We start from the raw sequence: 17645 nt of genomic DNA, 5'->3' as shown, positions 1-17645 counted from the left end.
CAAAAAGATGGGTTATGGGGAACGCCATGACCATCAAGCCACTCATCATTCTTCCCGATCCGCTGCTCCGTCAGGTTTCCAAGCCGATCGAGCGCGTCGACAGCGATCTGCAGCGTCTCGCCGACGACATGCTGGAGACCATGTACGATGCCCCTGGCATCGGGCTGGCCGCCATCCAGATCGGCGTTGCCCGCCGCATGCTCGTCATCGACGTTGCGCGCGAGGGCGAGGAAAAGCAGCCGCTCGTCTTCATCAATCCCGAAATCGTCTCGTCCTCCGACGAGCGCTCGGTCTATGAAGAGGGCTGCCTGTCGATCCCGGATTACTATGCCGAGGTCGAACGCCCGGCCACCGTCGGCGTCAAGTATCTCGACCGCGACGGCAAGGAGCAGACGATGGAAGCAGACAGCCTGCTCGCCACCTGCCTGCAGCACGAGATCGACCACCTGAACGGCGTCCTCTTCATTGACCACATTTCCCGCCTGAAGCGCGAGATGGTCATCAAGAAGTTCACCAAGGCCGCCAAGACCACCAAGGCGCTCTGAGCGATTACTTGAAAACAGCGCCGGCCCTTCTATGATATCAGTGATATCAAATAGGAGGTGCCGATATGGGTGATCTTCTGATCCGCAATATTTCGGACGCGTTGAAGCGCGATATTTCCGCGCGCGCCGAGAAGAACGGGAATAGCCTTTCCGATGAGGCGAAGAACCTCTTGCAGAAGGCCATAATCGATGTCTCGGGCGCCGATACGCCGACGCGGTCGGCTCTAGATGTATTTCGCGAGATATTTTCGCCGCTAACCGACGACGAGCGGGAAGACTTTGCGAAGATCATGGATGACATTGAGGCAGAGCGGAAGAAGGATTTTGGCCGGCCGCTCGAGGGCTTCGATTGATCGTTCTCGACACCAACGTGATTTCGGAAGTTATAAAGCCGGGGTGCGATCCACGCGTGCTCGCGTGGGCTGCCGCTCAGGCCGAAGATCAGCTCTACCTCTGTGATACGGTGCTGATGGAACAATCATACGGAGCCGAGCGCGTTTGGCTTCGTGACAAATCCCGCCGCTACTATGACTCCCTCGACAGGCTGCTGGTCGCCTATAGCGATCGCATACTTTCATGCGACCGCTCTACGGCTATCGAAACAGGCAAGCTCCTCGCCCGTCGCGAATCCATCGGCCGGCCGATCTCCGTGCAGGACGCCATGATCGCCGCGATCTGCCTCATCCACGGCGCCACGCTTGCGACGCGCAACACAAAAGACTTCGAAGGGCTTGATCTCAAGCTCGTAAACCCGTTTGAAGGCGGCTGATCTTCAAGATTGGCCCCGAGCCAGGAATTGGCGGCATAGAATGTCTCTTCGCATCATCTTCATGGGTACGCCCGACTTCTCCGTTCCGACGCTGCGCGCGTTGGTCGACGCCGGCCACACGATCCAGGCGGTCTACACCCAGCCGCCGCGTCCCGGCGGGCGTCGCGGGCTGGATCTGCAGAAGTCGCCGGTCCATCAGGCAGCGGAGCTCCTGGGGCTGCCCGTCTTCACGCCTGTCAATTTCAAGGACCCAGAAGAGCGCGAACGCTTCGCCGCCCATAAGGCCGATGTCGCCGTTGTCGTCGCCTATGGGCTGCTGCTTCCCGAAGCGATCCTCAACGGCACGCGATATGGCTGCTATAACGGCCACGCCTCGCTGCTGCCACGCTGGCGCGGTGCCGCGCCCATCCAGCGCGCGATCATGGCCGGAGACGAGAAGACCGGAATGATGGTGATGAAGATGGACAAGGGCCTCGATACCGGCGCGGTGGCCATCACCAGCGAAGTCGCGATCGGCGAAAACATGACGGCCGGCGAACTGCACGACAGGCTGATGTTTGCTGGCGCCAAGGCGATGGCCGAGGCCATGGTCAAGCTAGAGATGGGCGACCTGCCACTGACGCCGCAGCCCGAGGACGAGGATGGCGTGCTTTACGCATCGAAGATCGACAAGGCCGAGACGCGGATCGATTTCTCGCGCGACGCCGCCGACGTCCACAACCACATTCGCGGCCTGGCGCCGTTCCCGGGCGCCTGGTTCGAGCTTGAAATCTCTGGCAAGCCCGAGCGCGTCAAGGTGCTGGGCTCCGAGCGCGCCGAGGGATCGGGTGCAGCGGGCGAGCTGTTGAGCGATGATCTCGTCGTTGCCTGCGGCACCGGCGCCGTGAGGTTGACGAAGCTGCAGAAGGCCGGCGGCAAGCCGTTGGCCGCAGCCGACTTCCTGCGCGGCACGCCGCTTGCCAAGGGCACGAGGCTCGCTTGATGTTTCGCTACCGCATGATCGTCGAATATGACGGCTCGCAATATGTCGGCTGGCAGCGGCAGGACAATGGTCCCTCGGTGCAGGGCGCGATCGAGAAAGCCATCCTGTCGGCGAGCGGCGAGGTCGTCTCCATCCGCGGTGCCGGCCGCACCGATTCCGGCGTGCATGCCATGGGCCAGGTCGTCCATGCCGATCTCTCGAAGGAGTGGTCACCCTTCAAGCTGCAGAACGCGCTGAATGCGCATCTGAGGCTATCAGGCGAACGCGTCGCGATCCTCGATGTCGAGAGCGCCAGCGAGTTCTTCGATGCGCGTTTCTCGGCGCTACGCCGGCACTATCTCTACCGCATCATCAGCCGCCGCGCGCCGCTGGCGCTGGAGGCCGGCAAGGCGTGGTTCGTGGCGAAGACGCTCGATCACGAGGTCATGCACGCCGCCGCCCAGACGCTGGTCGGCAAGCACGATTTCACCACCTTCCGCTCCGCCAATTGCCAGGCGAACAGCCCGATCCGCACGCTTGATCGTCTGGATGTGACGCGATCAGGCGATCTCATCGAAATCCGCGCCACCGCCCAGAGCTTCCTGCACAACCAGATCCGCTCCTTCGCCGGCACGCTGAAGCTGGCGGGCGAAGGGCGCTGGACGCCTGATGATGTCCGCGCGGCGCTGGAGGCGAGAGATCGCAAGGCCTGCGGTCCCGTCGCCCCGCCCGACGGTCTTTATTTCATGCAGGTCGATTATCCCGACGTGATCGTCGACCGCCGCAAAGAAACGGAAACAGCCGATGTCGACGACGATCTATCATAACCCTGCCTGCGGCACCTCCCGCAACACGCTGGCGATGATCCGCCAGTCGGACGAGGAACCCGTCGTCATCGAATATCTGAAGACCCCGCCGAGCCGCGAGACGTTGGTCGCGCTGATCGCCGAAATGGGAATCCCCCTCCGCGCGCTGCTACGAGAGAAGGGCACGCCCTACCACGAGCTCGGCCTTGCCGATCCTGATCTCAGCGACGAGCACCTCCTCGACGCCATGCTCGCCCATCCGATCCTCATCAACCGCCCCATCGTCCAGACCACCAAAGGCACCCGCCTCTGCCGCCCGTCGGAAATCGTGTTGGAGATATTGGAAAACCCGATCGCCGTCTTCACCAAGGAAGACGGCGAGGTCGTCGGCAGCCGATAGGTCACGCGGGCAGCTTGAAATGGTGCGCCTGTTGCACTATTGTTGCGATCAACAACAGAGATCGCAACAGGACAGCGATGCCGACCCTCGTGACGATCGGCAACATCAAGGTGCGGATGTTCGCGGATGATCACAATCCGCCGCATTTCCACGTGTTGACGCCGGATCACGAGGCGCTGGTCGGGATCTCCGATTTCGCTGTGCTGCGCGGCTCTATCGATCGTCGCAGCTATGAACTCGCCGTGGCATGGGCGTCGGAAAACAGGGAGCGTCTGGAACATGAGTGGCAACGTCTCAACGCGCGATGACATCATTGTTGTCGGTGAACCGCTCCCGAGGATCGCGGCGGTCGAGCCGCTCGATGCGCGCAACATCAGGATAGACTGGACATCGGGAGAAACGGTCGTTCTCGATCTCGCTCCCGCCTTGCAGAGCCGACGCATCTATATTCCGCTGCGTGCCGACGATGCGCTTTTCAGCCGCGTGGCCGTCAATGAGCATGGCGATGGCATCGAATGGCCGGGCGAAGACTTGGAGTTTTCCGCTGTCTGGCTCGCCAGCCTTCCGCCGATCGAGTTCTCGAATGCGGACTTCAGGGCGGCGATGGATGAGCTCGGCAACAGCCTGGATGGCATGGCGGCGGCGTTGCAGATTTCGAGACGGCTGGTCGCGGACTACCGCAAGGATAAGCCGATCCCGCGCCACATCGCCTTCGCGACGCGCTACATGCTCGAGCACCGGCTCAAGCACGCGGTCTAAACCGGATAGATGCCCAAAAACCGCTGCATGAACTCCGACAGCATCAGCGCCGGCACGAAGAGCACCAGCGTCATCGCGCCGATCAGGAGCCCGTTGCCGTTGAAGATCATTCGCAAGATCCGCGCAATGGCGAAGACCTGGGCCAGCATGAAGGCAAGTAGCAGCAGCGAGACGATGCCGATCGTGCCAGGCAGGAAGAACACCAGCGCCAGCAGCAGGCCGTTGATATAGGAGAGCGGCACGCCCAGCCAGTTGACGCTGACGACGACGGCCGAGAAGCGCTCGCCCTTCTTCATGGCAAGCAGCAGCAGCCCCGCCAGCACCAGCGGCACGAACCAGTTAGCCGCCTCCACCAGGCCTAAGCGAACATAAAAGACCAGGCCGACATCGGTGTGCGGCGGCATCGTGCGCAGGAAGGATTCGCGCCACCAGAGCCAGGAAATCCCCATGGGCGGCAGGCACCAGACGAAGGCCCAGAAGGAGCGGTTGACGCCGCGATCCGACATGTCGAGAAACCGGAAGCCGGCCGGATCCATTCGGATCAGCAACCAGAGGCCGGCCAGGTAATACTGGACCTCCCTAAACCCCGGCATTCTCGAACCAGCGCGCGATAAAGGTTTCATAGACGACCGTCAGCCGCTCGAGGTCTTCGACCGCGACGCGTTCGTCGACCATGTGCATGGTCTGCCCGACTAGACCGAACTCGACGACGGGGCAGTAATCCTTGATGAAGCGCGCGTCCGAGGTGCCACCCGTGGTCGACAGCTTGGGTGACTGGCCGGTCACGCTTTCGATGGCCGAGGACAGCGAGGCGATCAGCGCGTTGTTGCGGGTGAGGAAGACGTGGCTCGGGCGCTCCGCCCAGACGATATCGTACTTGAACGGCGCGCGGCCGGGCCTGAGCACGCCTTCGCTGGCGGCGGCGTCGAGGCGGCGGATGATCTCCTGCTGCAGCGTCTCCGCCGTCCAGGTGTCGTTGAAGCGAATGTTGAAGCTCGCCGTCGCCTTCGCCGGCACGACATTGGTCGCCGGGTTGCCGACATCGACGGTCGTCACTTCGAGATTGGAGGGCTGGAAGTTCTCGGTGCCGGCATCGAAGGGCGGATGCATGAGCGCCTGCGTCAGCTGCAGGATGCCGCGCACGGCGTTATCGGCCAGATGCGGATAGGCGGCATGGCCCTGCACGCCATGAGCGGAGATCTTGCCCGACAGCGAGCCGCGGCGGCCGATCTTGATCATCTCGCCCAGCGTGTTCGGGTTCGTCGGTTCGCCGACAAGGCAGGCGTCCCAGCGTTCGCCGCGCTCGGCGGCCCACTGCAGCAGCTTGATCGTGCCGTTGACGGCAGGGCCTTCCTCGTCGCCGGTGATCAGGAACGAGACGGAGCCCTTAGGCGCTCCATGCTTTTCGATATGGCGGGCGATGGCGGCCACGAAGCAGGCGACGCCGCCCTTCATGTCGACAGCACCACGACCGAACAGCTCGCCGCCCGCGATCTCTGCGGCAAAGGGCGGATGCGTCCACGCGCCTTCGTCGCCGACAGGCACGACATCGGTATGGCCTGCAAACATCAGGTGCGGGCCGTCGTTGCCGAGCCGGGCGTAGAGGTTCTCGATATCGGGCGTGCCGGGCTCGATCGCCTTCACCTTGTCCACCTTGAAGCCGAGCGGCGACAGCATCGCCTCCAGCGCCGAAAGCGCGCCACCCTCGGCGGGCGTAACGGATGGGCAGCGGATCAGGGTCTGGAGATTGGCAACGGGATCGGTAGCGGTCATGACAGTGGAACTATCCGGCGGTAATGGCAAAGAAAAGGCAAGGGAGAGTTGCATCAGACGAAATGCGCCGTTCGCTTACGGCAGCCTGATATCGGGCAAGCCAGGGTGCGATGCCGCGCATAAGTTTTGTCACGCGCGGCACCGGATAGAAGCTGAATTAGTCGCGCAGCAGTTCGTTGATGCCGGTCTTCGAGCGGGTCTTTTCATCGACGGTCTTGACGATCACGGCGCAGTAGAGGTGCGGTGCGGCAAGGCCGTTCGGCATGGTGGCGTTGCCCGATGGCATGGAGCCGGCGACGACGACGGAGTAGGGCGGTACTTCGCCGTAGAAGACTTCGCCGGTGGCGCGGTTGACGATCTTGGTCGACTTGCCGATGTAGACGCCCATGCCGAGAACCGAGCCCTCGCGGATGATGCAGCCTTCGACGACTTCCGAGCGGGCGCCGATGAAGCAATTGTCTTCGATGATGGTCGGGCCGGCCTGCATCGGTTCCAGCACGCCACCGATGCCGACGCCGCCCGAGAGATGCACGTGCTTGCCGATCTGCGCGCAGGAGCCGACGGTGGCCCAGGTATCGACCATCGTGCCCTCGTCGACGAAGGCGCCGAGGTTGACGAAGGACGGCATCAGCACGACGTTCTTGCCGATATGGGCCGAGCGGCGCACGACACAGTTCGGCACGGCGCGGAAGCCGGCGGAGCGATACTCGTTCTCACCCCAGTTCTCGAACTTCGAGGGCACCTTGTCCCACCAGGTCGAGTTGCCCGAACCGCCCTTGACGACTTCCATGTCGTTCAGGCGGAAGGAGAGGAGAACGGCCTTCTTCAGCCACTGGTTCACCTTCCACGCGCCATCGGCGCCGCGCTCGGCAACGCGCACCTTGCCGCCGTCGAGAAGCTCGAGCGCGGTTTCGACCGCGTCGCGTACTTCGCCTTTGGTCGAGGTGTTGACGCTGTCGCGGTTGTCGAAGGCGGCTTCGAGTGTCTTTTCGAGGGCGGAGAGGTCGGTGGCGCTCATGAGAATTCCTTAAACTTCGATCTTTATCGTTGGAGGCCAAGGCCTCCGGGAATTGTGATTGGCGGGATGCGATCTGCTCTATCGCATGCAAGGCTAAAATGGAATGATTTTTCGGGACCGGTTAGCTCCCGATCACTGCTACAAAACGACATACCGGCTGCACTGCCGGCAGGACTGAAAGGCATTGGAATGGCAAAGGCGAAAAACGGCAGACTGCGGCGCAAGGACGGCGTCTGGGATCCGTTGAAATCAAGCGAGACCGACAAGCAGCGCGCCGAAGCCGTGCCGAAAACGCCGCAGACCCTGTCGCCGGCCTATCGCCTTGCCTATGCCGACGAGGACTTCCTGTGCCGCGAGGAATTGCGGCCGATCCGCCTGCAGCTGGAGCTGATGAAGCCTGAAATGCTGCTCACCGAGCGCGGCATCAAGTCGACAGTCGTGATGTTCGGCGGCGCCCGCATTCCGGCGCCCGGCCAGAGCGCCTGGGCGGCCCGCAACGATACGCAGCGCGCCAATCTCGAAGCGGCATCCGTTTACTACGACGAGGCGCGCAAGTTCGCCCGCCTGTGCTCGAAATACGCGGCCGGCTTCGATTTCCACGAATATGTCGTGGTCACCGGCGGCGGCCCGGGCGTGATGGAAGCGGGAAACCGCGGTGCGGCGGACGAAGGCGCCCCCTCGATCGGCCTCAACATCGTGCTGCCGCACGAGCAGGCGCCGAATGTCTATGTCACGCCGGAGCTCAGCTTCAATTTCCACTACTTCGCCATCCGCAAGATGCATTTCATGGTCCGCGCCAAGGCAATCGCCGTCTTCCCCGGCGGCTTCGGCACGATGGACGAGTTCTTCGAATGCCTGACGCTGATCCAGACCGGCCGCATGGAAAAGATGCCGCTCATCCTCTTCGGCGCAAAATTCTGGAAGAGCATCATCAATTTCGAGGCTTTGGCCGAGTTCGGGACGATCGCGCCCGATGACGTCGACCTGATCAGCTTCGTCGACACCGCCGACGCCGCCTGGAAGATCATCCAGGAATTCTACGAACACCCGGAATAGGGTGCTCTCAGGGGGCGTCGCCGGCCTTCTTCGGCCGGCCGCCCTTGGCGCCGTTCGCCCGGCTTGCGGCCGCCTTCGCGGGCGAGCGGGATTGCCCGCCACGGCGTTGCGCTTCCATGAAACTCCTGGTTCCGAACACGCCGTTCATCAGACCTGAAATCGCGTAGTCGGCATCGAGGCTTTCCCAGTGAAGGCCGGTCTCTCCAAGCAGCTCGACTTCCGCAAGCTCCGCCACTGTCGCCTCTTCCAATCCCTGCAACGCGCGCGCGGGGAAGATGAACGATGCACCATTGGTGAAATCCAGGATGACGCGCTCCGAAGCGACATCGAAGCGAACCGATGCGGGTATCGGCCGCTCGGCGCGCTCCGCTTCCCAGCGCTGTTTTGCCTGCGCGAGTTCGGCGTCGGTGACCTCAACCATGATAGTGCCTCCAGGTATCGAGCAGCAGTTGACGGTTCTCTTCCACGACCGCAATCGCCCGGCGCACGTCGCGGTCGGACATCCCGCCCTGCGTTATGACTTTGAGATCGATGATGTCGATGCGCGCTTCCCCGTCTCCGATGACGTGAACATGCGCAGGCTCATGATCCGCCGTGTAGATCACGAAGCGCATTCCATGCTGACGTAGGACCGTGACCATCCCAAAAGAATAACCCAACAACTTGGGTATTTCAATCGGACGAAAAAGCCCGCCGCGATGGTCGCGGCGGGCTCGGTTGTCGGTCGGTTCCCGTCTTACAGGCCCGTTATTACAGGAATGGACGCTGAGGCATGTCGGCGATCGAGATGACGCCGTCCTTGTTGGTGTCCATCCGCGTGAAGAACTTGTCGAAGGCGGCTTCGGCTTCCTGCTTGGAAATCTGGCCGTTCTCGTCGGTGTCGATCCGCTGCATGATCATCAGTTCGCGGATCATGCCGGGGCCGCGCATGCCGTGGCGCCCTGGGCCACGACCGGCTTCGTCCTGCGGCGGTGCGGGCTGGCCAGCGTCGGCATCAGCCGGCGGCGGGGATGGCGGGGCTTCGTCATCGGCCGCCATGTCGTCGGCGGGTGCCTTCATCTTGGCCATCTGCGCTTCGTGATACTTGCGGATTTCGCCCGGTGTCAGCGAGCCGTCATTGTTGGTGTCGATTGCCGCGAAGATCGTTTCCATGCCCTTCTGGGCTTCGTCCTTGGAAATCTGGCCGTCCTTGTTCGTGTCGAACTGCTGCAGCATGCGCACGAACACGACTTCCCTCATCACCGGCCCGCGCATTCCGCCGCCCATCATCATGTGATGCGGCTTGGGGCCATGGTGCTTCTTGTCGTGAGGCGCAGCAACACTGGTGCCGGCTGCGGCACCGACAATCAAGACGGAGGAGAGTGCGGCCAGTATCAGCTTGTTCCGAGACATTTGGGTTCCTTTCAGTGTGCAATCTCATTGGGGATCACAGACGAAAAGGTAGGGCGGGCAAGCCCGATTACCCAGTTAAACATCGGTAAGCTGGATGAAACTTTCGTAATTTAGTCGGTAATATTGGGCGTAATCTTACCAAGGAAATCAGTGAGATCGTCGGTCACGAAGTCGATGTGATCGTCCTCGCCGCTGGTCTTTTCCCACCACTCGACAACCGTGTCCTCGAGATTGTTGGGCACCAGCAGAACGGTCTGCATGCCAAGCGCCTTCGGCGCGATCAGGTTACGCGGCAGGTCCTCGAACATCGCAGCCTTCTGCGTCTCGACGCGCTTCAGCTGGGTGAACTTGTCGTAGGTCTGCTGCGCCGGCTTGGGCACGAACTCGGCCGCCACGATATCGAAGATGTCGTCGAAGTGGTCGAGAATCCCAAGCGCGCCGGCCGCCATCTCCGCATGCTTGACGCTGCCGTTGGTGAAGATGAACTTGCGGCCGGGAAGCGCCTTGATCGCAGCCCCCAGTTCCGGCTGCGCCGTCAGGCTGGAATAGTCGATCGCATGCGCCTTCTCGAGGAAGTCGTTGGGATCGACGCCGTGGTGGATCATCAGCCCCTGCAGCGTCGTGCCGTGATCGTAATAATACTGCTTCTGCAGCTTGCGCGCCTCTTCCCGCTCCATCTGCAGCAGCGTCGAGACATAGGCCGTCATGCTCTTGTCGATCTGCGCGAAGAGATTGACGTGATGCGGATAGAGTGTGTTGTCGAGGTCGAAGACCCACTCTGTCACATGCGAGAAGTCGGAATGGGTGGGCGTGCGATCGATCTTGCTCATACTTGCCTTATGCCACGCGTCGCCTTCGATTGAAATCCGGAATGCGACCATTCACGCCGGCCGATTGATCGGCTGACGTGATCGCACTAGCTTTCCGGCACACGAAATGAGGAGGCGAAGATGAATCAGGCTGAGAAGGCAAAGACGTTCGGCGCGCTGCACCAGAAGGGCAATCCTGTCGTTCTCTACAATGTATGGGATGCCGGAACGGCAAAGGCTGTGACCGAGGCGGGCGCCAAGGCGCTGGCGACCGGAAGCTGGTCGGTCGCAGCCGCGCAGGGCTATGGCGATGGCGAGAAGATCCCGATGGAGGCGCTGGTTGCAACGACCCGCCAGATCACCGCGGTCAACGATCTGCCGCTCTCCGTCGATTTCGAGGGCGCCTATTCCGCCGATCCCTTAGGTGCTGCCGCCAATGTCGAACAGCTGATCGATGCCGGCGCGATCGGCATCAATTTCGAGGATCAGGTGGTGGGCGGTGACGGACTGCACCCGGTGGAGAAACAGGCCGCCCGCATCCGCGCCATCCGCGAGATGGCGGATCGTCGCGGGGTTGCGTTCTTCATCAATGCGCGCACCGACCTGTTTCTGCGCGAGGGTGATCTTTCGAAGCATGCCGGTCTGGTCGAGGAAGCGCTGGAGCGCGGCAAGGCATATGCGGCTGCCGGTGCCGATGGCTTCTTCGTGCCGTGGCTGATCGATGAAGCCTTGATCGAGAAGATCTGCGCGGCGTCACCGCTGCCGGTCAACATCATGATGCGGCCTGGTGCGCCTGATGTGAAGACGCTGGCCAAGCTTGGTGTCAGCCGTGTCAGCTATGGGCCGGGGCCGTATCGGGCGATGATGGAGAAGCTGAAGGAAGCGGCTGCGGCGGTTTACGGGGCGCTATGAGGTAGACCCCTCCCCAACCCCTCCCCACAAGGGGGAGGGGCTTGCTGGGCGCACCCTCTCCATGAAGCCGAAGCCTCTCGACAGACGCTGATGGTGTGAGATGACGGAGGGCGCAACGACTTAGCCCCTCCCCCTTGTGGGGAGGGGTTGGGGAGGGGACTTCACCCCGACCGCAACAGAAAAATACCGCCCTTACGGAACGATCAGCGTACCCGCGCCGCGCTCGGTGAATATCTCGAGCAGCACGGAATGGGCGGTCTTGCCGTTGAGGATGACAACGCCCTGCACGCCGGCCTTGATCGCGTCGATGCAGGTCTCGACCTTCGGGATCATGCCGCCGGAGATCGTGCCGTCGGCGATCAGCTGGTGGGCCTGCGAGACCGAGAGTTCCTTGATCAGGTTGCCCTGCTTGTCGAGCACACCGGGGACGTCGGTGAGGAACAGGAGGCGCGTCGCGTTGAGCGCGCCGGCAATGGCGCCGGCGAACGTGTCGGCGTTGATGTTGTAGGTCGCGCCGTCGCGGCCTGGGGCAACCGGGGCGATAACGGGGATCATTTCCGAGCGGGCCAGAAGGTCGATCAGCGTGCGGTCGACTTCAACGACTTCGCCGACGAAGCCGAGGTCGAGAACGCGCTCGATGTTGCTGTCCGGGTCCTTGATCTTCTTCTGAGCCTTTTCGGCGAAGACCATGTTGCCGTCCTTGCCGCAAAGGCCGATCGCCCATTCGCCCGTCTGGTTGATCAGCGCGACGATTTCCTTGTTGATCGAGCCGGCGAGAACCATTTCGACGATCTCGACCGTCTTGGCGTCGGTGACGCGCAGGCCGCCTTCGAATTTCGATTCGATGCCCATCTTCGTCAGCATCGCGCCGATCTGCGGTCCGCCGCCGTGCACGACGATCGGGTTGACGCCCGATTGCTTGAGAAGCGCGATATCGCTGGCAAAGGCCTTGCCGAGCTCGGGATTGCCCATGGCATGGCCGCCGTATTTCACGACGATCGTCTTGTTTTCGTAACGCTGCATGAAGGGCAGCGCCTGCGCCAGCAGCCGTGCCTGGATTTCGCTTTCGGTCTCGGTCATCGGATACCCCGCAGAAAAATGGTTGCGGCCTTTTATCCCAAGTTTTTGACAGATGGAATAATCAATGGCCCGATAGTTCGCGCAATTTGCCCAGACGCCGACGTCTTGCCAAGCGTGACCGAACACCCATAGTTAGGGAAGGACATTGGGGAAGAGACACGGCATGACGAGCGAGGAAATCGCCGAACTGATCGGCCGGGTTGCAATGCGCGACCGAAAGGCATTCGTGGCTCTGTATCGTGAAACAAGCCCGAAACTTTTTGCGATCTGCCTGCGTATCTTGAAGGACAAGACGGAGGGGGAGGAAGCATTGCAGGAGGTCTATATCAAGGTCTGGCAACGCGCTTCCGCTTTCGCGGTCTCCTCGGGAACGCCCTCGTCCTGGCTTGCGGCGATCGCGCGCAACCAGGCGATCGACACCCTGAGAAGCCGCAAGCCGGTAGCCGACGAATTGGACAGTGCCTATGATCTCGCAGACAGCCAACTTGATCCGGAAGCGACAACTGTGATCCGCGATGAAGGAAGGCGGATTGACACCTGCATGGAACAGTTGGAAGCTGATCGTGCGGTGGCGGTCAGACGGGCTTATGTCGAAGGGCTGAGCTATCATGAACTGGCCGGTGAGTTCGGCGTGCCCCTGAACACGATGCGCACATGGCTGCGGCGCAGCCTATTGAAGCTGAGAGAGTGCCTGGAACGATGACGTCGTCCGATCAAAGCAAGGGAGGTCGCTCCCGCGATGAGGTACTCGCCGGTGAGTATGTTCTCGGTGTTCTCTCTTTCCAGGATCGTCGTGTCGTCGAGGACCGCATGCGGGTCGATCGGCAGTTCGCGGCGATCGTCAGCCGCTGGGAGGCGAACCTCTCCACCTTCAACGACGATTATGACGCCGTCACCCCCGGCCAGGAAACATTCAAGCAGGTCGAAGCCCGACTTTTCGGCACCCCGCAGCAGGCTGTTGCGCCGGGCAGGGGCGTCTGGAATTCCCTTTTCTTCTGGCGCTGTCTCGCCGCCGTCTCGCTCGTCATCACGTCGGCCGCCCTGTCGCTGACGGTCGCGACGGTATCGCCGCTGAAGCCGACTGTCCCGCCGCTGGTCGCGCAATTGTCGGGACCGGCGAGCCAGGTCAATCTGCTTGCTTCCTACGAGGCCCAGACCGGCCGCATGCGGATCATTCCGGTCGCCGCGGGCAAGCCGGAGGAGAAGTCGCTCGAGCTTTGGCTCTTACCCGAAGGCGGCACGCCGAAATCGCTCGGCATCTTCGCGGCGGGAGAGGGCGGCGATGGCGAACTGGTCATCCCCGTGGACATGCGCTCCGCCATCGGCGAGGGCACGAGCTTCGCGGTCAGCCTCGAACCCTTCGGCGGCTCGCCGACGGGCGCGCCGACCGGCCCCGTGGTTGCGAGCGGTGCCGCGCACCGGCCGTAAGATCGGCTGAAACTTTTTCTGGCAACCTTCCGTAGATCCTCATGTCCCAGCGACGCTGATGCATTCAGCCGGCGACCGCGAGCGGACGGATGAGGAGAACCAGTCATGATCAAGTCCGCACTGCGCACGACAGCCCTTGCAGTCGCCGTATCCGCAATCGCCTTTGCCGCGCAGGCCAAGAACCCGATGGTCGGTGGCGCCGCCATGTATCCGACCAAGAACATCGTCGAAAATGCCGTCAACTCGAAGGATCACACGACGCTGGTCGCCGCCGTCAAGGCAGCCGGCCTGGTCTCGACGCTCGAAGGCAAGGGTCCGTTCACGGTCTTTGCGCCGACCAACGAAGCCTTCGCGGCACTGCCTGCCGGCACCGTCGACACGCTGCTGAAGCCTGAGAACAAGGCCAAGCTCACCAAGATCCTCACCTGCCATGTCGTGGCTGCCGATGCCATGGCCAAGACCGTCGCCAAGATGATCAAGGACGATGGCGGCGAGCATGACATCAAGACGGTCGGCGGCTGCGTGCTGAAGGCCAAGGAGAGCATGGGCAAGATCACGCTGACCGACGAAAGCGGCGGCGTTGCCCATGTCACGATCGCCGACGTCAAGCAGTCGAACGGCGTCATTCACGTCATCGACAAGGTCTTGCTGCCGAAGATGTAATCTTGAGTTCAGGCAGCAAACGGGGGCGCCCTGTCAACACCACTGGGGCGCCTCCACCTCATTTCCAGTGATCGGCGCCGACGGTGAGCGCGATTGCCTCGCGCAGATCGTCCAGCCCCTCGCTCTTTTCGGACGAGGTGGCGATGATCCCGGGATAGGCGGCGGGGCGCTTCTTGATCTTTTCGGCCGTCTCGGCAAGCAGCTTCACCACCGCCGGCGGCTTGATCTTGTCGGTCTTGGTCAGCACCACCTGATAGGAGACAGCGGCCTTGTCGAGCAGGTCGAGCACCTCGTCGTCGTTCTTCTTGATGCCGTGGCGGCTGTCGATCAGCACATAGACGCGCTTCAGCGTCGCGCGGCCGCGCAGATAGTCGAACACCAGCTTGGTCCAGGCGTCGACATGTTCCTTCGGGGCCTTGGCATAGCCGTAACCGGGCATGTCGACGAGCGCCATCGGCGGCAGATCGCCGGCCTCGCCCGAATAGCCCTCGGGCACGAAATAGTTCAGCTCCTGCGTACGCCCCGGCGTGTTCGAGGTGCGCGCCAGGCCATGCTGGCCGACGAGCGCGTTGATCAGCGACGACTTGCCGACATTCGAGCGGCCCGCAAAGGCCACCTCGGCCGGCCCTTCCGGCGGCAGGAACTTCAGGGAGGGCACACCGCGGATGAAGATCCAGGGGCGGCCGAAGAGCGGCTTGTCTTTATTGTCGGTCATTCGGCCTTTTCCAGCGCGTCCAATTCCAGTGAACTTATGGCATTCAGGTTTCGGGCGATTTTGTCAACCGGCAGCCCCGATCGTCGCGAGAAGCATCCCGGTGCCACAAAGGAAAAAGCCCCGGCGAACCGGGGCTTTTGCTATTTCTCTGTCGGCGCCGGCTTTCGCTTGAACAGCCCCTTCAGATTGTCGAAGAGCTCGATCTTCACGCCGTGGCGGCGCATGATGACGCCCTGCTGGATGACTGACAGCGTGTTGTTCCAGGCCCAGTAGATGACCAGACCGGCCGGGAAGCTTGCCAGCATGAAGGTGAAGACCAGCGGCATCCAGTTGAAGATCATCGCCTGCGTCGGATCCGGCGGGGTCGGGTTCATGCGCATCTGCAGGAACATCGTGACGCCCATGATCAGCGGCCAGACGCCGAGATGCAGGAAGGTCGGAGCGGCGAAGGGCAGCAGGCCGAACAGGTTGATGAACGAGGTCGGATCGGGCGCCGAAAGGTCCTGGATCCAGCCGAAGAACGGCGCGTGGCGCATCTCGATGGTGATGTAGATCACCTTGTAGAGCGAGAAGAAGATCGGGATCTGCAGCGCGATCGGCCAGCAACCGGCGATCGGGTTGATCTTCTCTTCCTTGTAGAGCGCCATGGTCGCCTGCTGCAGGCCCATGCGGTCGTCGCCGAACTTCGCCTTCAGCTCTTCCATCTTCGGCTGCACGCGCTTCATGTTCGCCATCGAAGCGTACTGCTTGCTGGCGAGCGGGAAGAACAGCGCCTTGACGACGATCGTCGTCATCAGGATCGCGACGCCGAAGTTGCCGAAGTAACGGAAGAAGAAGTCCATTAGTTTGAACATCGGCTTCGTCAGGAAGTAGAACCAGCCCCAGTCGATCAGGCGGTCGAAGCGCGGGATCTGGTAGGTAGCCTCGTAGCCGTCGATGACGGGAACTTCCTTGGCACCGGCAAACACGAGGTTCTTCAGTTCGAGCGACTGGCCAGGTGCGACGGTAACGGCGTTCTGCTTGTAATCGGCCTGGAAGCGCGGCTGGCCATCCGTGAAGTGGCTGAAGCGGGCGTCGTAGGCGGTCGTCTGCGGCGGAATGATCGTCGCGGCCCAATACTTGTCGGTGATGCCGAGCCAGCCGCCGGTCGCCGTTGCCGGCGTCACGGCTTCCTTCTCGACGGAAGCATACTTGCTCTCGATCAGGCCGTCTTCGCCGATCACGCCGATGAAGCCTTCGTGCAGCACGTAGGTCGAGGCGACGGCGGGCTTGTTGTAGCGCGTCACGCGGCCGTAGGAGGAGAGTGCAGCGGGCGCCTGGCCGGCATTGGTGATCTTGTCGGTGATCGTGAACATGTAGCGTTCGTCTACCGAGATCGTGCGGGCGAATGTGATGCCCTTGTCATTGGTGTAGGTCAGCGTAACCGGGGTTTTCTCGGTCAGCTTCGCGCCTTCGGGAGCCGTCCACAGCGTCGAGGGGCCGGGGACGTTGCCGGTCGCGGCGTCGCCGATATAGCCGAGTTCGGCGAAGTAGCCGTCCTTGGTTTCCGACGGGCTGAACAGCGTGATGATCGGGCTCGAGTCATCCACGGTCTCGTGGTAGCCCTTGAGCTTCAGGTCGTCGAGGCGACCGCCGGCAAGGTTGATCGAGCCGGAAAGCGCTGCCGTGTCGATGACGACGCGCGGGTTCTTGGCAAGAGCGTCAGCCAGCGACGTGGTCGCCGGCGCCTGGCCGGTCGGAGCAGCGCCGTTCGTCTGCGCGCCATTGGCGGCCGGTGTCTGCGTCTGCTGGGTCGTCTGCTGTGCCTTCTGGGCAAGCTCGGCCTTGCGTTGCGCTTCGATGCGCGGATTCATGTAAAGGAATTGCCACCCGAGAACGATCAGCACGGAGAGAGCGATCGCAATGAAGTAGTTGCGGTTGTTTTGCATCATACGTTCCTGGGGCGGCCGTCTCCGGACCGCTTGTGTTTCGGCTTCGTCTCGACGCGAGCCGTAAGCTCAGCGGCTAATTGATGGAAGGATGCTTGGAGCACGTCCCTTCGCGCGACAACCACATAGTCGTGTCCGGGCTTCATTGCAAACCCTGCATGCAGCCGTACCGCCTCTTTCAGGCGCCGACGCATGCGGTTTCTTTCAACCGCGTTGCCATGCTTCTTGGTGACGGTGAAGCCGACGCGGGCTTCGGTATCGGGTTCCTTCCTGTCGAGCACCTCGAGAAGGAAGAATCCACCCCTGCGTTTTTCGCCATTGCGAACAGCAAGAAACTGCGGGCGGCTTTTCAGCCGCCCGGCAGTTATTTTGGGATCTTTGGTCGTCGGATCGCCCGTCATCTGATCGGGCACTTCCGGCCTTAGGCCGAAAGACGCTTGCGGCCGCGGCCGCGACGAGCAACGATGACCTTACGGCCGCCCTTGGTAGCCATACGTGCACGGAAACCGTGACGACGCTTGCGAACAAGCTTGGAAGGTTGGTAAGTACGCTTCATTTATTTTAATCACCGCGGAGTGCGGCCCTTCTTGAATTTGCATAATGCAAGGAGCGTTGTTTTTCGAACGGCGGG

General features: G+C 62.0%; 25 protein-coding genes. 13 read left to right on the top strand and 12 right to left on the bottom strand.

The window, feature by feature from the left end:
- The first annotated feature begins 26 nt into the window (after nt 1-26).
- The 8 genes from def to ACIQUB_RS14265 all read left to right on the top strand — a co-directional run bounded on the left by def (nt 27) and on the right by ACIQUB_RS14265 (nt 4240).
- Nucleotides 27-545 (top strand): peptide deformylase, encoded by a 519-nt coding sequence (gene def, locus ACIQUB_RS14300; RefSeq protein WP_026282951.1) that lies wholly within the window; start codon nt 27-29, stop codon nt 543-545.
- A gap of 65 nt (nt 546-610) precedes the next feature.
- Entirely contained in the window at nt 611-898 is a 288-nt protein-coding gene (locus tag ACIQUB_RS14295; RefSeq protein ID WP_113237517.1) for a FitA-like ribbon-helix-helix domain-containing protein, read from the top strand.
- A complete protein-coding gene (locus ACIQUB_RS14290) occupies nt 895-1314 on the top strand; it encodes a type II toxin-antitoxin system VapC family toxin (RefSeq protein WP_113237518.1) in 420 nt (139 codons plus the stop codon). The genes ACIQUB_RS14295 and ACIQUB_RS14290 overlap by 4 nt, the downstream gene beginning before the upstream one ends.
- Nucleotides 1315-1354: 40 nt before the next feature.
- Entirely contained in the window at nt 1355-2296 is a 942-nt protein-coding gene (gene fmt / locus ACIQUB_RS14285) for a methionyl-tRNA formyltransferase (RefSeq protein WP_113237519.1), read from the top strand.
- Complete coding sequence (truA, locus tag ACIQUB_RS14280) at nt 2296-3102, top strand: tRNA pseudouridine(38-40) synthase TruA (protein ID WP_113237520.1); 807 nt, start codon at nt 2296-2298, stop codon at nt 3100-3102. The genes fmt and truA overlap by 1 nt, the downstream gene beginning before the upstream one ends.
- Nucleotides 3080-3481 carry an arsenate reductase (glutaredoxin) gene (arsC, locus tag ACIQUB_RS14275; protein WP_113237521.1) on the top strand — a complete coding sequence of 134 codons (402 nt, stop codon included), beginning with the start codon at nt 3080-3082 and terminating at the stop codon, nt 3479-3481. Before truA ends, arsC begins: the two co-directional genes overlap by 23 nt.
- Before the next feature lie 77 nt (nt 3482-3558).
- A complete protein-coding gene (locus ACIQUB_RS14270; RefSeq protein WP_113237522.1) occupies nt 3559-3789 on the top strand; it encodes a DUF4160 domain-containing protein in 231 nt (76 codons plus the stop codon).
- A complete protein-coding gene (locus ACIQUB_RS14265; protein ID WP_162737471.1) occupies nt 3761-4240 on the top strand; it encodes a DUF2442 domain-containing protein in 480 nt (159 codons plus the stop codon). Before ACIQUB_RS14270 ends, ACIQUB_RS14265 begins: the two co-directional genes overlap by 29 nt.
- Here the strand turns inward: ACIQUB_RS14265 and ACIQUB_RS14260 are convergent.
- From ACIQUB_RS14260 to dapD, 3 genes are all read right to left on the bottom strand, one after another.
- On the bottom strand, nt 4237-4833 hold the full coding sequence (locus tag ACIQUB_RS14260) for a hypothetical protein (protein ID WP_018898233.1): 597 nt from the start codon (nt 4831-4833) through the stop codon (nt 4237-4239). The two genes, ACIQUB_RS14265 and ACIQUB_RS14260, sit on opposite strands and share 4 nt — an antisense overlap.
- A complete protein-coding gene (gene dapE, locus ACIQUB_RS14255; protein WP_113237524.1) occupies nt 4820-6013 on the bottom strand; it encodes a succinyl-diaminopimelate desuccinylase in 1194 nt (397 codons plus the stop codon). The genes ACIQUB_RS14260 and dapE overlap by 14 nt, the downstream gene beginning before the upstream one ends.
- Before the next feature lie 157 nt (nt 6014-6170).
- On the bottom strand, nt 6171-7031 hold the full coding sequence (dapD, locus tag ACIQUB_RS14250; protein WP_111561602.1) for a 2,3,4,5-tetrahydropyridine-2,6-dicarboxylate N-succinyltransferase: 861 nt from the start codon (nt 7029-7031) through the stop codon (nt 6171-6173).
- Nucleotides 7032-7220: 189 nt separating this feature from the next.
- On the opposite strand from dapD, the gene ACIQUB_RS14245 reads away from it, so the two are divergent.
- Nucleotides 7221-8087 (top strand): LOG family protein, encoded by an 867-nt coding sequence (locus ACIQUB_RS14245; protein ID WP_113237525.1) that lies wholly within the window; start codon nt 7221-7223, stop codon nt 8085-8087.
- Between the two features lie 7 nt (nt 8088-8094).
- On the opposite strand, the gene ACIQUB_RS14240 is transcribed toward ACIQUB_RS14245, so the two are convergent.
- The 4 genes from ACIQUB_RS14240 to ACIQUB_RS14225 form a co-directional block, all read right to left on the bottom strand.
- Nucleotides 8095-8508: a DUF2442 domain-containing protein gene (locus ACIQUB_RS14240; RefSeq protein ID WP_113237526.1), complete on the bottom strand. Its 414-nt coding sequence runs from the start codon at nt 8506-8508 to the stop codon at nt 8095-8097.
- Complete coding sequence (locus ACIQUB_RS14235; RefSeq protein WP_402930368.1) at nt 8501-8701, bottom strand: DUF4160 domain-containing protein; 201 nt, start codon at nt 8699-8701, stop codon at nt 8501-8503. Before ACIQUB_RS14235 ends, ACIQUB_RS14240 begins: the two co-directional genes overlap by 8 nt.
- 136 nt (nt 8702-8837) lie before the next feature.
- The gene (locus ACIQUB_RS14230) at nt 8838-9479 is read right to left on the bottom strand and encodes an EF-hand domain-containing protein (RefSeq protein WP_113237528.1); all 642 of its coding nucleotides are present in this window, start codon (nt 9477-9479) and stop codon (nt 8838-8840) included.
- Nucleotides 9480-9589: 110 nt separating this feature from the next.
- Entirely contained in the window at nt 9590-10309 is a 720-nt protein-coding gene (locus ACIQUB_RS14225; RefSeq protein WP_402930366.1) for a pyrimidine 5'-nucleotidase, read from the bottom strand.
- Nucleotides 10310-10429: 120 nt separating this feature from the next.
- On the opposite strand from ACIQUB_RS14225, the gene ACIQUB_RS14220 reads away from it, so the two are divergent.
- Complete coding sequence (locus tag ACIQUB_RS14220; RefSeq protein WP_113237530.1) at nt 10430-11200, top strand: isocitrate lyase/phosphoenolpyruvate mutase family protein; 771 nt, start codon at nt 10430-10432, stop codon at nt 11198-11200.
- Nucleotides 11201-11392: 192 nt separating this feature from the next.
- Here the strand turns inward: ACIQUB_RS14220 and argB are convergent, their stop codons facing one another.
- Complete coding sequence (gene argB, locus ACIQUB_RS14215) at nt 11393-12280, bottom strand: acetylglutamate kinase (RefSeq protein ID WP_111561606.1); 888 nt, start codon at nt 12278-12280, stop codon at nt 11393-11395.
- Between the two features lie 163 nt (nt 12281-12443).
- Between argB and ACIQUB_RS14210 the strand changes: the two genes are divergently transcribed.
- From ACIQUB_RS14210 to ACIQUB_RS14200, 3 genes are all read left to right on the top strand, one after another.
- The gene (locus tag ACIQUB_RS14210) at nt 12444-12983 is read left to right on the top strand and encodes a sigma-70 family RNA polymerase sigma factor (RefSeq protein ID WP_402930363.1); all 540 of its coding nucleotides are present in this window, start codon (nt 12444-12446) and stop codon (nt 12981-12983) included.
- A complete protein-coding gene (locus ACIQUB_RS14205; protein WP_113196579.1) occupies nt 12980-13708 on the top strand; it encodes an anti-sigma factor domain-containing protein in 729 nt (242 codons plus the stop codon). Before ACIQUB_RS14210 ends, ACIQUB_RS14205 begins: the two co-directional genes overlap by 4 nt.
- A 105-nt stretch (nt 13709-13813) precedes the next feature.
- Nucleotides 13814-14371: a fasciclin domain-containing protein gene (locus tag ACIQUB_RS14200; RefSeq protein ID WP_113239790.1), complete on the top strand. Its 558-nt coding sequence runs from the start codon at nt 13814-13816 to the stop codon at nt 14369-14371.
- A 58-nt stretch (nt 14372-14429) separates the two neighbouring features.
- Here ACIQUB_RS14200 and yihA read toward each other — a convergent pair whose 3' ends face one another.
- From yihA to rpmH, 4 genes are all read right to left on the bottom strand, one after another.
- On the bottom strand, nt 14430-15086 hold the full coding sequence (yihA, locus tag ACIQUB_RS14195; protein ID WP_018898245.1) for a ribosome biogenesis GTP-binding protein YihA/YsxC: 657 nt from the start codon (nt 15084-15086) through the stop codon (nt 14430-14432).
- 140 nt (nt 15087-15226) lie between these two features.
- Complete coding sequence (gene yidC / locus ACIQUB_RS14190) at nt 15227-17014, bottom strand: membrane protein insertase YidC (RefSeq protein ID WP_113239789.1); 1788 nt, start codon at nt 17012-17014, stop codon at nt 15227-15229.
- Nucleotides 17014-17415, bottom strand: a complete 402-nt coding sequence (rnpA, locus tag ACIQUB_RS14185) for a ribonuclease P protein component (RefSeq protein WP_081619887.1) — start codon at nt 17413-17415, stop codon at nt 17014-17016. Before rnpA ends, yidC begins: the two co-directional genes overlap by 1 nt.
- Before the next feature lie 20 nt (nt 17416-17435).
- Nucleotides 17436-17570 carry a 50S ribosomal protein L34 gene (rpmH, locus tag ACIQUB_RS14180; RefSeq protein ID WP_065689331.1) on the bottom strand — a complete coding sequence of 45 codons (135 nt, stop codon included), beginning with the start codon at nt 17568-17570 and terminating at the stop codon, nt 17436-17438.
- Between the last annotated feature and the right edge of the window lie 75 nt (nt 17571-17645).

Origin of the sequence: Rhizobium sp. NPDC090275, assembly GCF_044772225.1 — a bacterium.
In the GTDB taxonomy this organism is placed as follows: domain Bacteria; phylum Pseudomonadota; class Alphaproteobacteria; order Rhizobiales; family Rhizobiaceae; genus Rhizobium.
Note: the sequence above shows the minus strand (reverse complement) of the source record. Positions and strands in the feature narration are given on the sequence as shown.

What these genes read in the sequence shown, in the direction of transcription:
- ACIQUB_RS14240 (WP_113237526.1), bottom strand. Translation starts at nt 8,508, where the DNA reads ATGGTTGAGGTCACCGACGCCGAACTCGCGCAGGCAAAACAGCGCTGG.
- rnpA (WP_081619887.1), bottom strand. Translation starts at nt 17,415, where the DNA reads ATGACGGGCGATCCGACGACCAAAGATCCCAAAATAACTGCCGGGCGG.
- arsC (WP_113237521.1), top strand. Translation starts at nt 3,080, where the DNA reads ATGTCGACGACGATCTATCATAACCCTGCCTGCGGCACCTCCCGCAAC.
- ACIQUB_RS14260 (WP_018898233.1), bottom strand. Translation starts at nt 4,833, where the DNA reads ATGCCGGGGTTTAGGGAGGTCCAGTATTACCTGGCCGGCCTCTGGTTG.
- yidC (WP_113239789.1), bottom strand. Translation starts at nt 17,014, where the DNA reads ATGCAAAACAACCGCAACTACTTCATTGCGATCGCTCTCTCCGTGCTG.
- ACIQUB_RS14225 (WP_402930366.1), bottom strand. Translation starts at nt 10,309, where the DNA reads ATGAGCAAGATCGATCGCACGCCCACCCATTCCGACTTCTCGCATGTG.
- ACIQUB_RS14230 (WP_113237528.1), bottom strand. Translation starts at nt 9,479, where the DNA reads ATGTCTCGGAACAAGCTGATACTGGCCGCACTCTCCTCCGTCTTGATT.
- ACIQUB_RS14220 (WP_113237530.1), top strand. Translation starts at nt 10,430, where the DNA reads ATGAATCAGGCTGAGAAGGCAAAGACGTTCGGCGCGCTGCACCAGAAG.
- ACIQUB_RS14295 (WP_113237517.1), top strand. Translation starts at nt 611, where the DNA reads ATGGGTGATCTTCTGATCCGCAATATTTCGGACGCGTTGAAGCGCGAT.
- ACIQUB_RS14205 (WP_113196579.1), top strand. Translation starts at nt 12,980, where the DNA reads ATGACGTCGTCCGATCAAAGCAAGGGAGGTCGCTCCCGCGATGAGGTA.
- argB (WP_111561606.1), bottom strand. Translation starts at nt 12,280, where the DNA reads ATGACCGAGACCGAAAGCGAAATCCAGGCACGGCTGCTGGCGCAGGCG.
- ACIQUB_RS14200 (WP_113239790.1), top strand. Translation starts at nt 13,814, where the DNA reads ATGATCAAGTCCGCACTGCGCACGACAGCCCTTGCAGTCGCCGTATCC.
- truA (WP_113237520.1), top strand. Translation starts at nt 2,296, where the DNA reads ATGTTTCGCTACCGCATGATCGTCGAATATGACGGCTCGCAATATGTC.
- ACIQUB_RS14265 (WP_162737471.1), top strand. Translation starts at nt 3,761, where the DNA reads ATGAGTGGCAACGTCTCAACGCGCGATGACATCATTGTTGTCGGTGAA.
- def (WP_026282951.1), top strand. Translation starts at nt 27, where the DNA reads ATGACCATCAAGCCACTCATCATTCTTCCCGATCCGCTGCTCCGTCAG.
- ACIQUB_RS14245 (WP_113237525.1), top strand. Translation starts at nt 7,221, where the DNA reads ATGGCAAAGGCGAAAAACGGCAGACTGCGGCGCAAGGACGGCGTCTGG.
- yihA (WP_018898245.1), bottom strand. Translation starts at nt 15,086, where the DNA reads ATGACCGACAATAAAGACAAGCCGCTCTTCGGCCGCCCCTGGATCTTC.
- ACIQUB_RS14270 (WP_113237522.1), top strand. Translation starts at nt 3,559, where the DNA reads ATGCCGACCCTCGTGACGATCGGCAACATCAAGGTGCGGATGTTCGCG.
- dapD (WP_111561602.1), bottom strand. Translation starts at nt 7,031, where the DNA reads ATGAGCGCCACCGACCTCTCCGCCCTCGAAAAGACACTCGAAGCCGCC.
- rpmH (WP_065689331.1), bottom strand. Translation starts at nt 17,570, where the DNA reads ATGAAGCGTACTTACCAACCTTCCAAGCTTGTTCGCAAGCGTCGTCAC.
- ACIQUB_RS14235 (WP_402930368.1), bottom strand. Translation starts at nt 8,701, where the DNA reads ATGCGCTTCGTGATCTACACGGCGGATCATGAGCCTGCGCATGTTCAC.
- ACIQUB_RS14210 (WP_402930363.1), top strand. Translation starts at nt 12,444, where the DNA reads ATGACGAGCGAGGAAATCGCCGAACTGATCGGCCGGGTTGCAATGCGC.
- dapE (WP_113237524.1), bottom strand. Translation starts at nt 6,013, where the DNA reads ATGACCGCTACCGATCCCGTTGCCAATCTCCAGACCCTGATCCGCTGC.
- fmt (WP_113237519.1), top strand. Translation starts at nt 1,355, where the DNA reads ATGTCTCTTCGCATCATCTTCATGGGTACGCCCGACTTCTCCGTTCCG.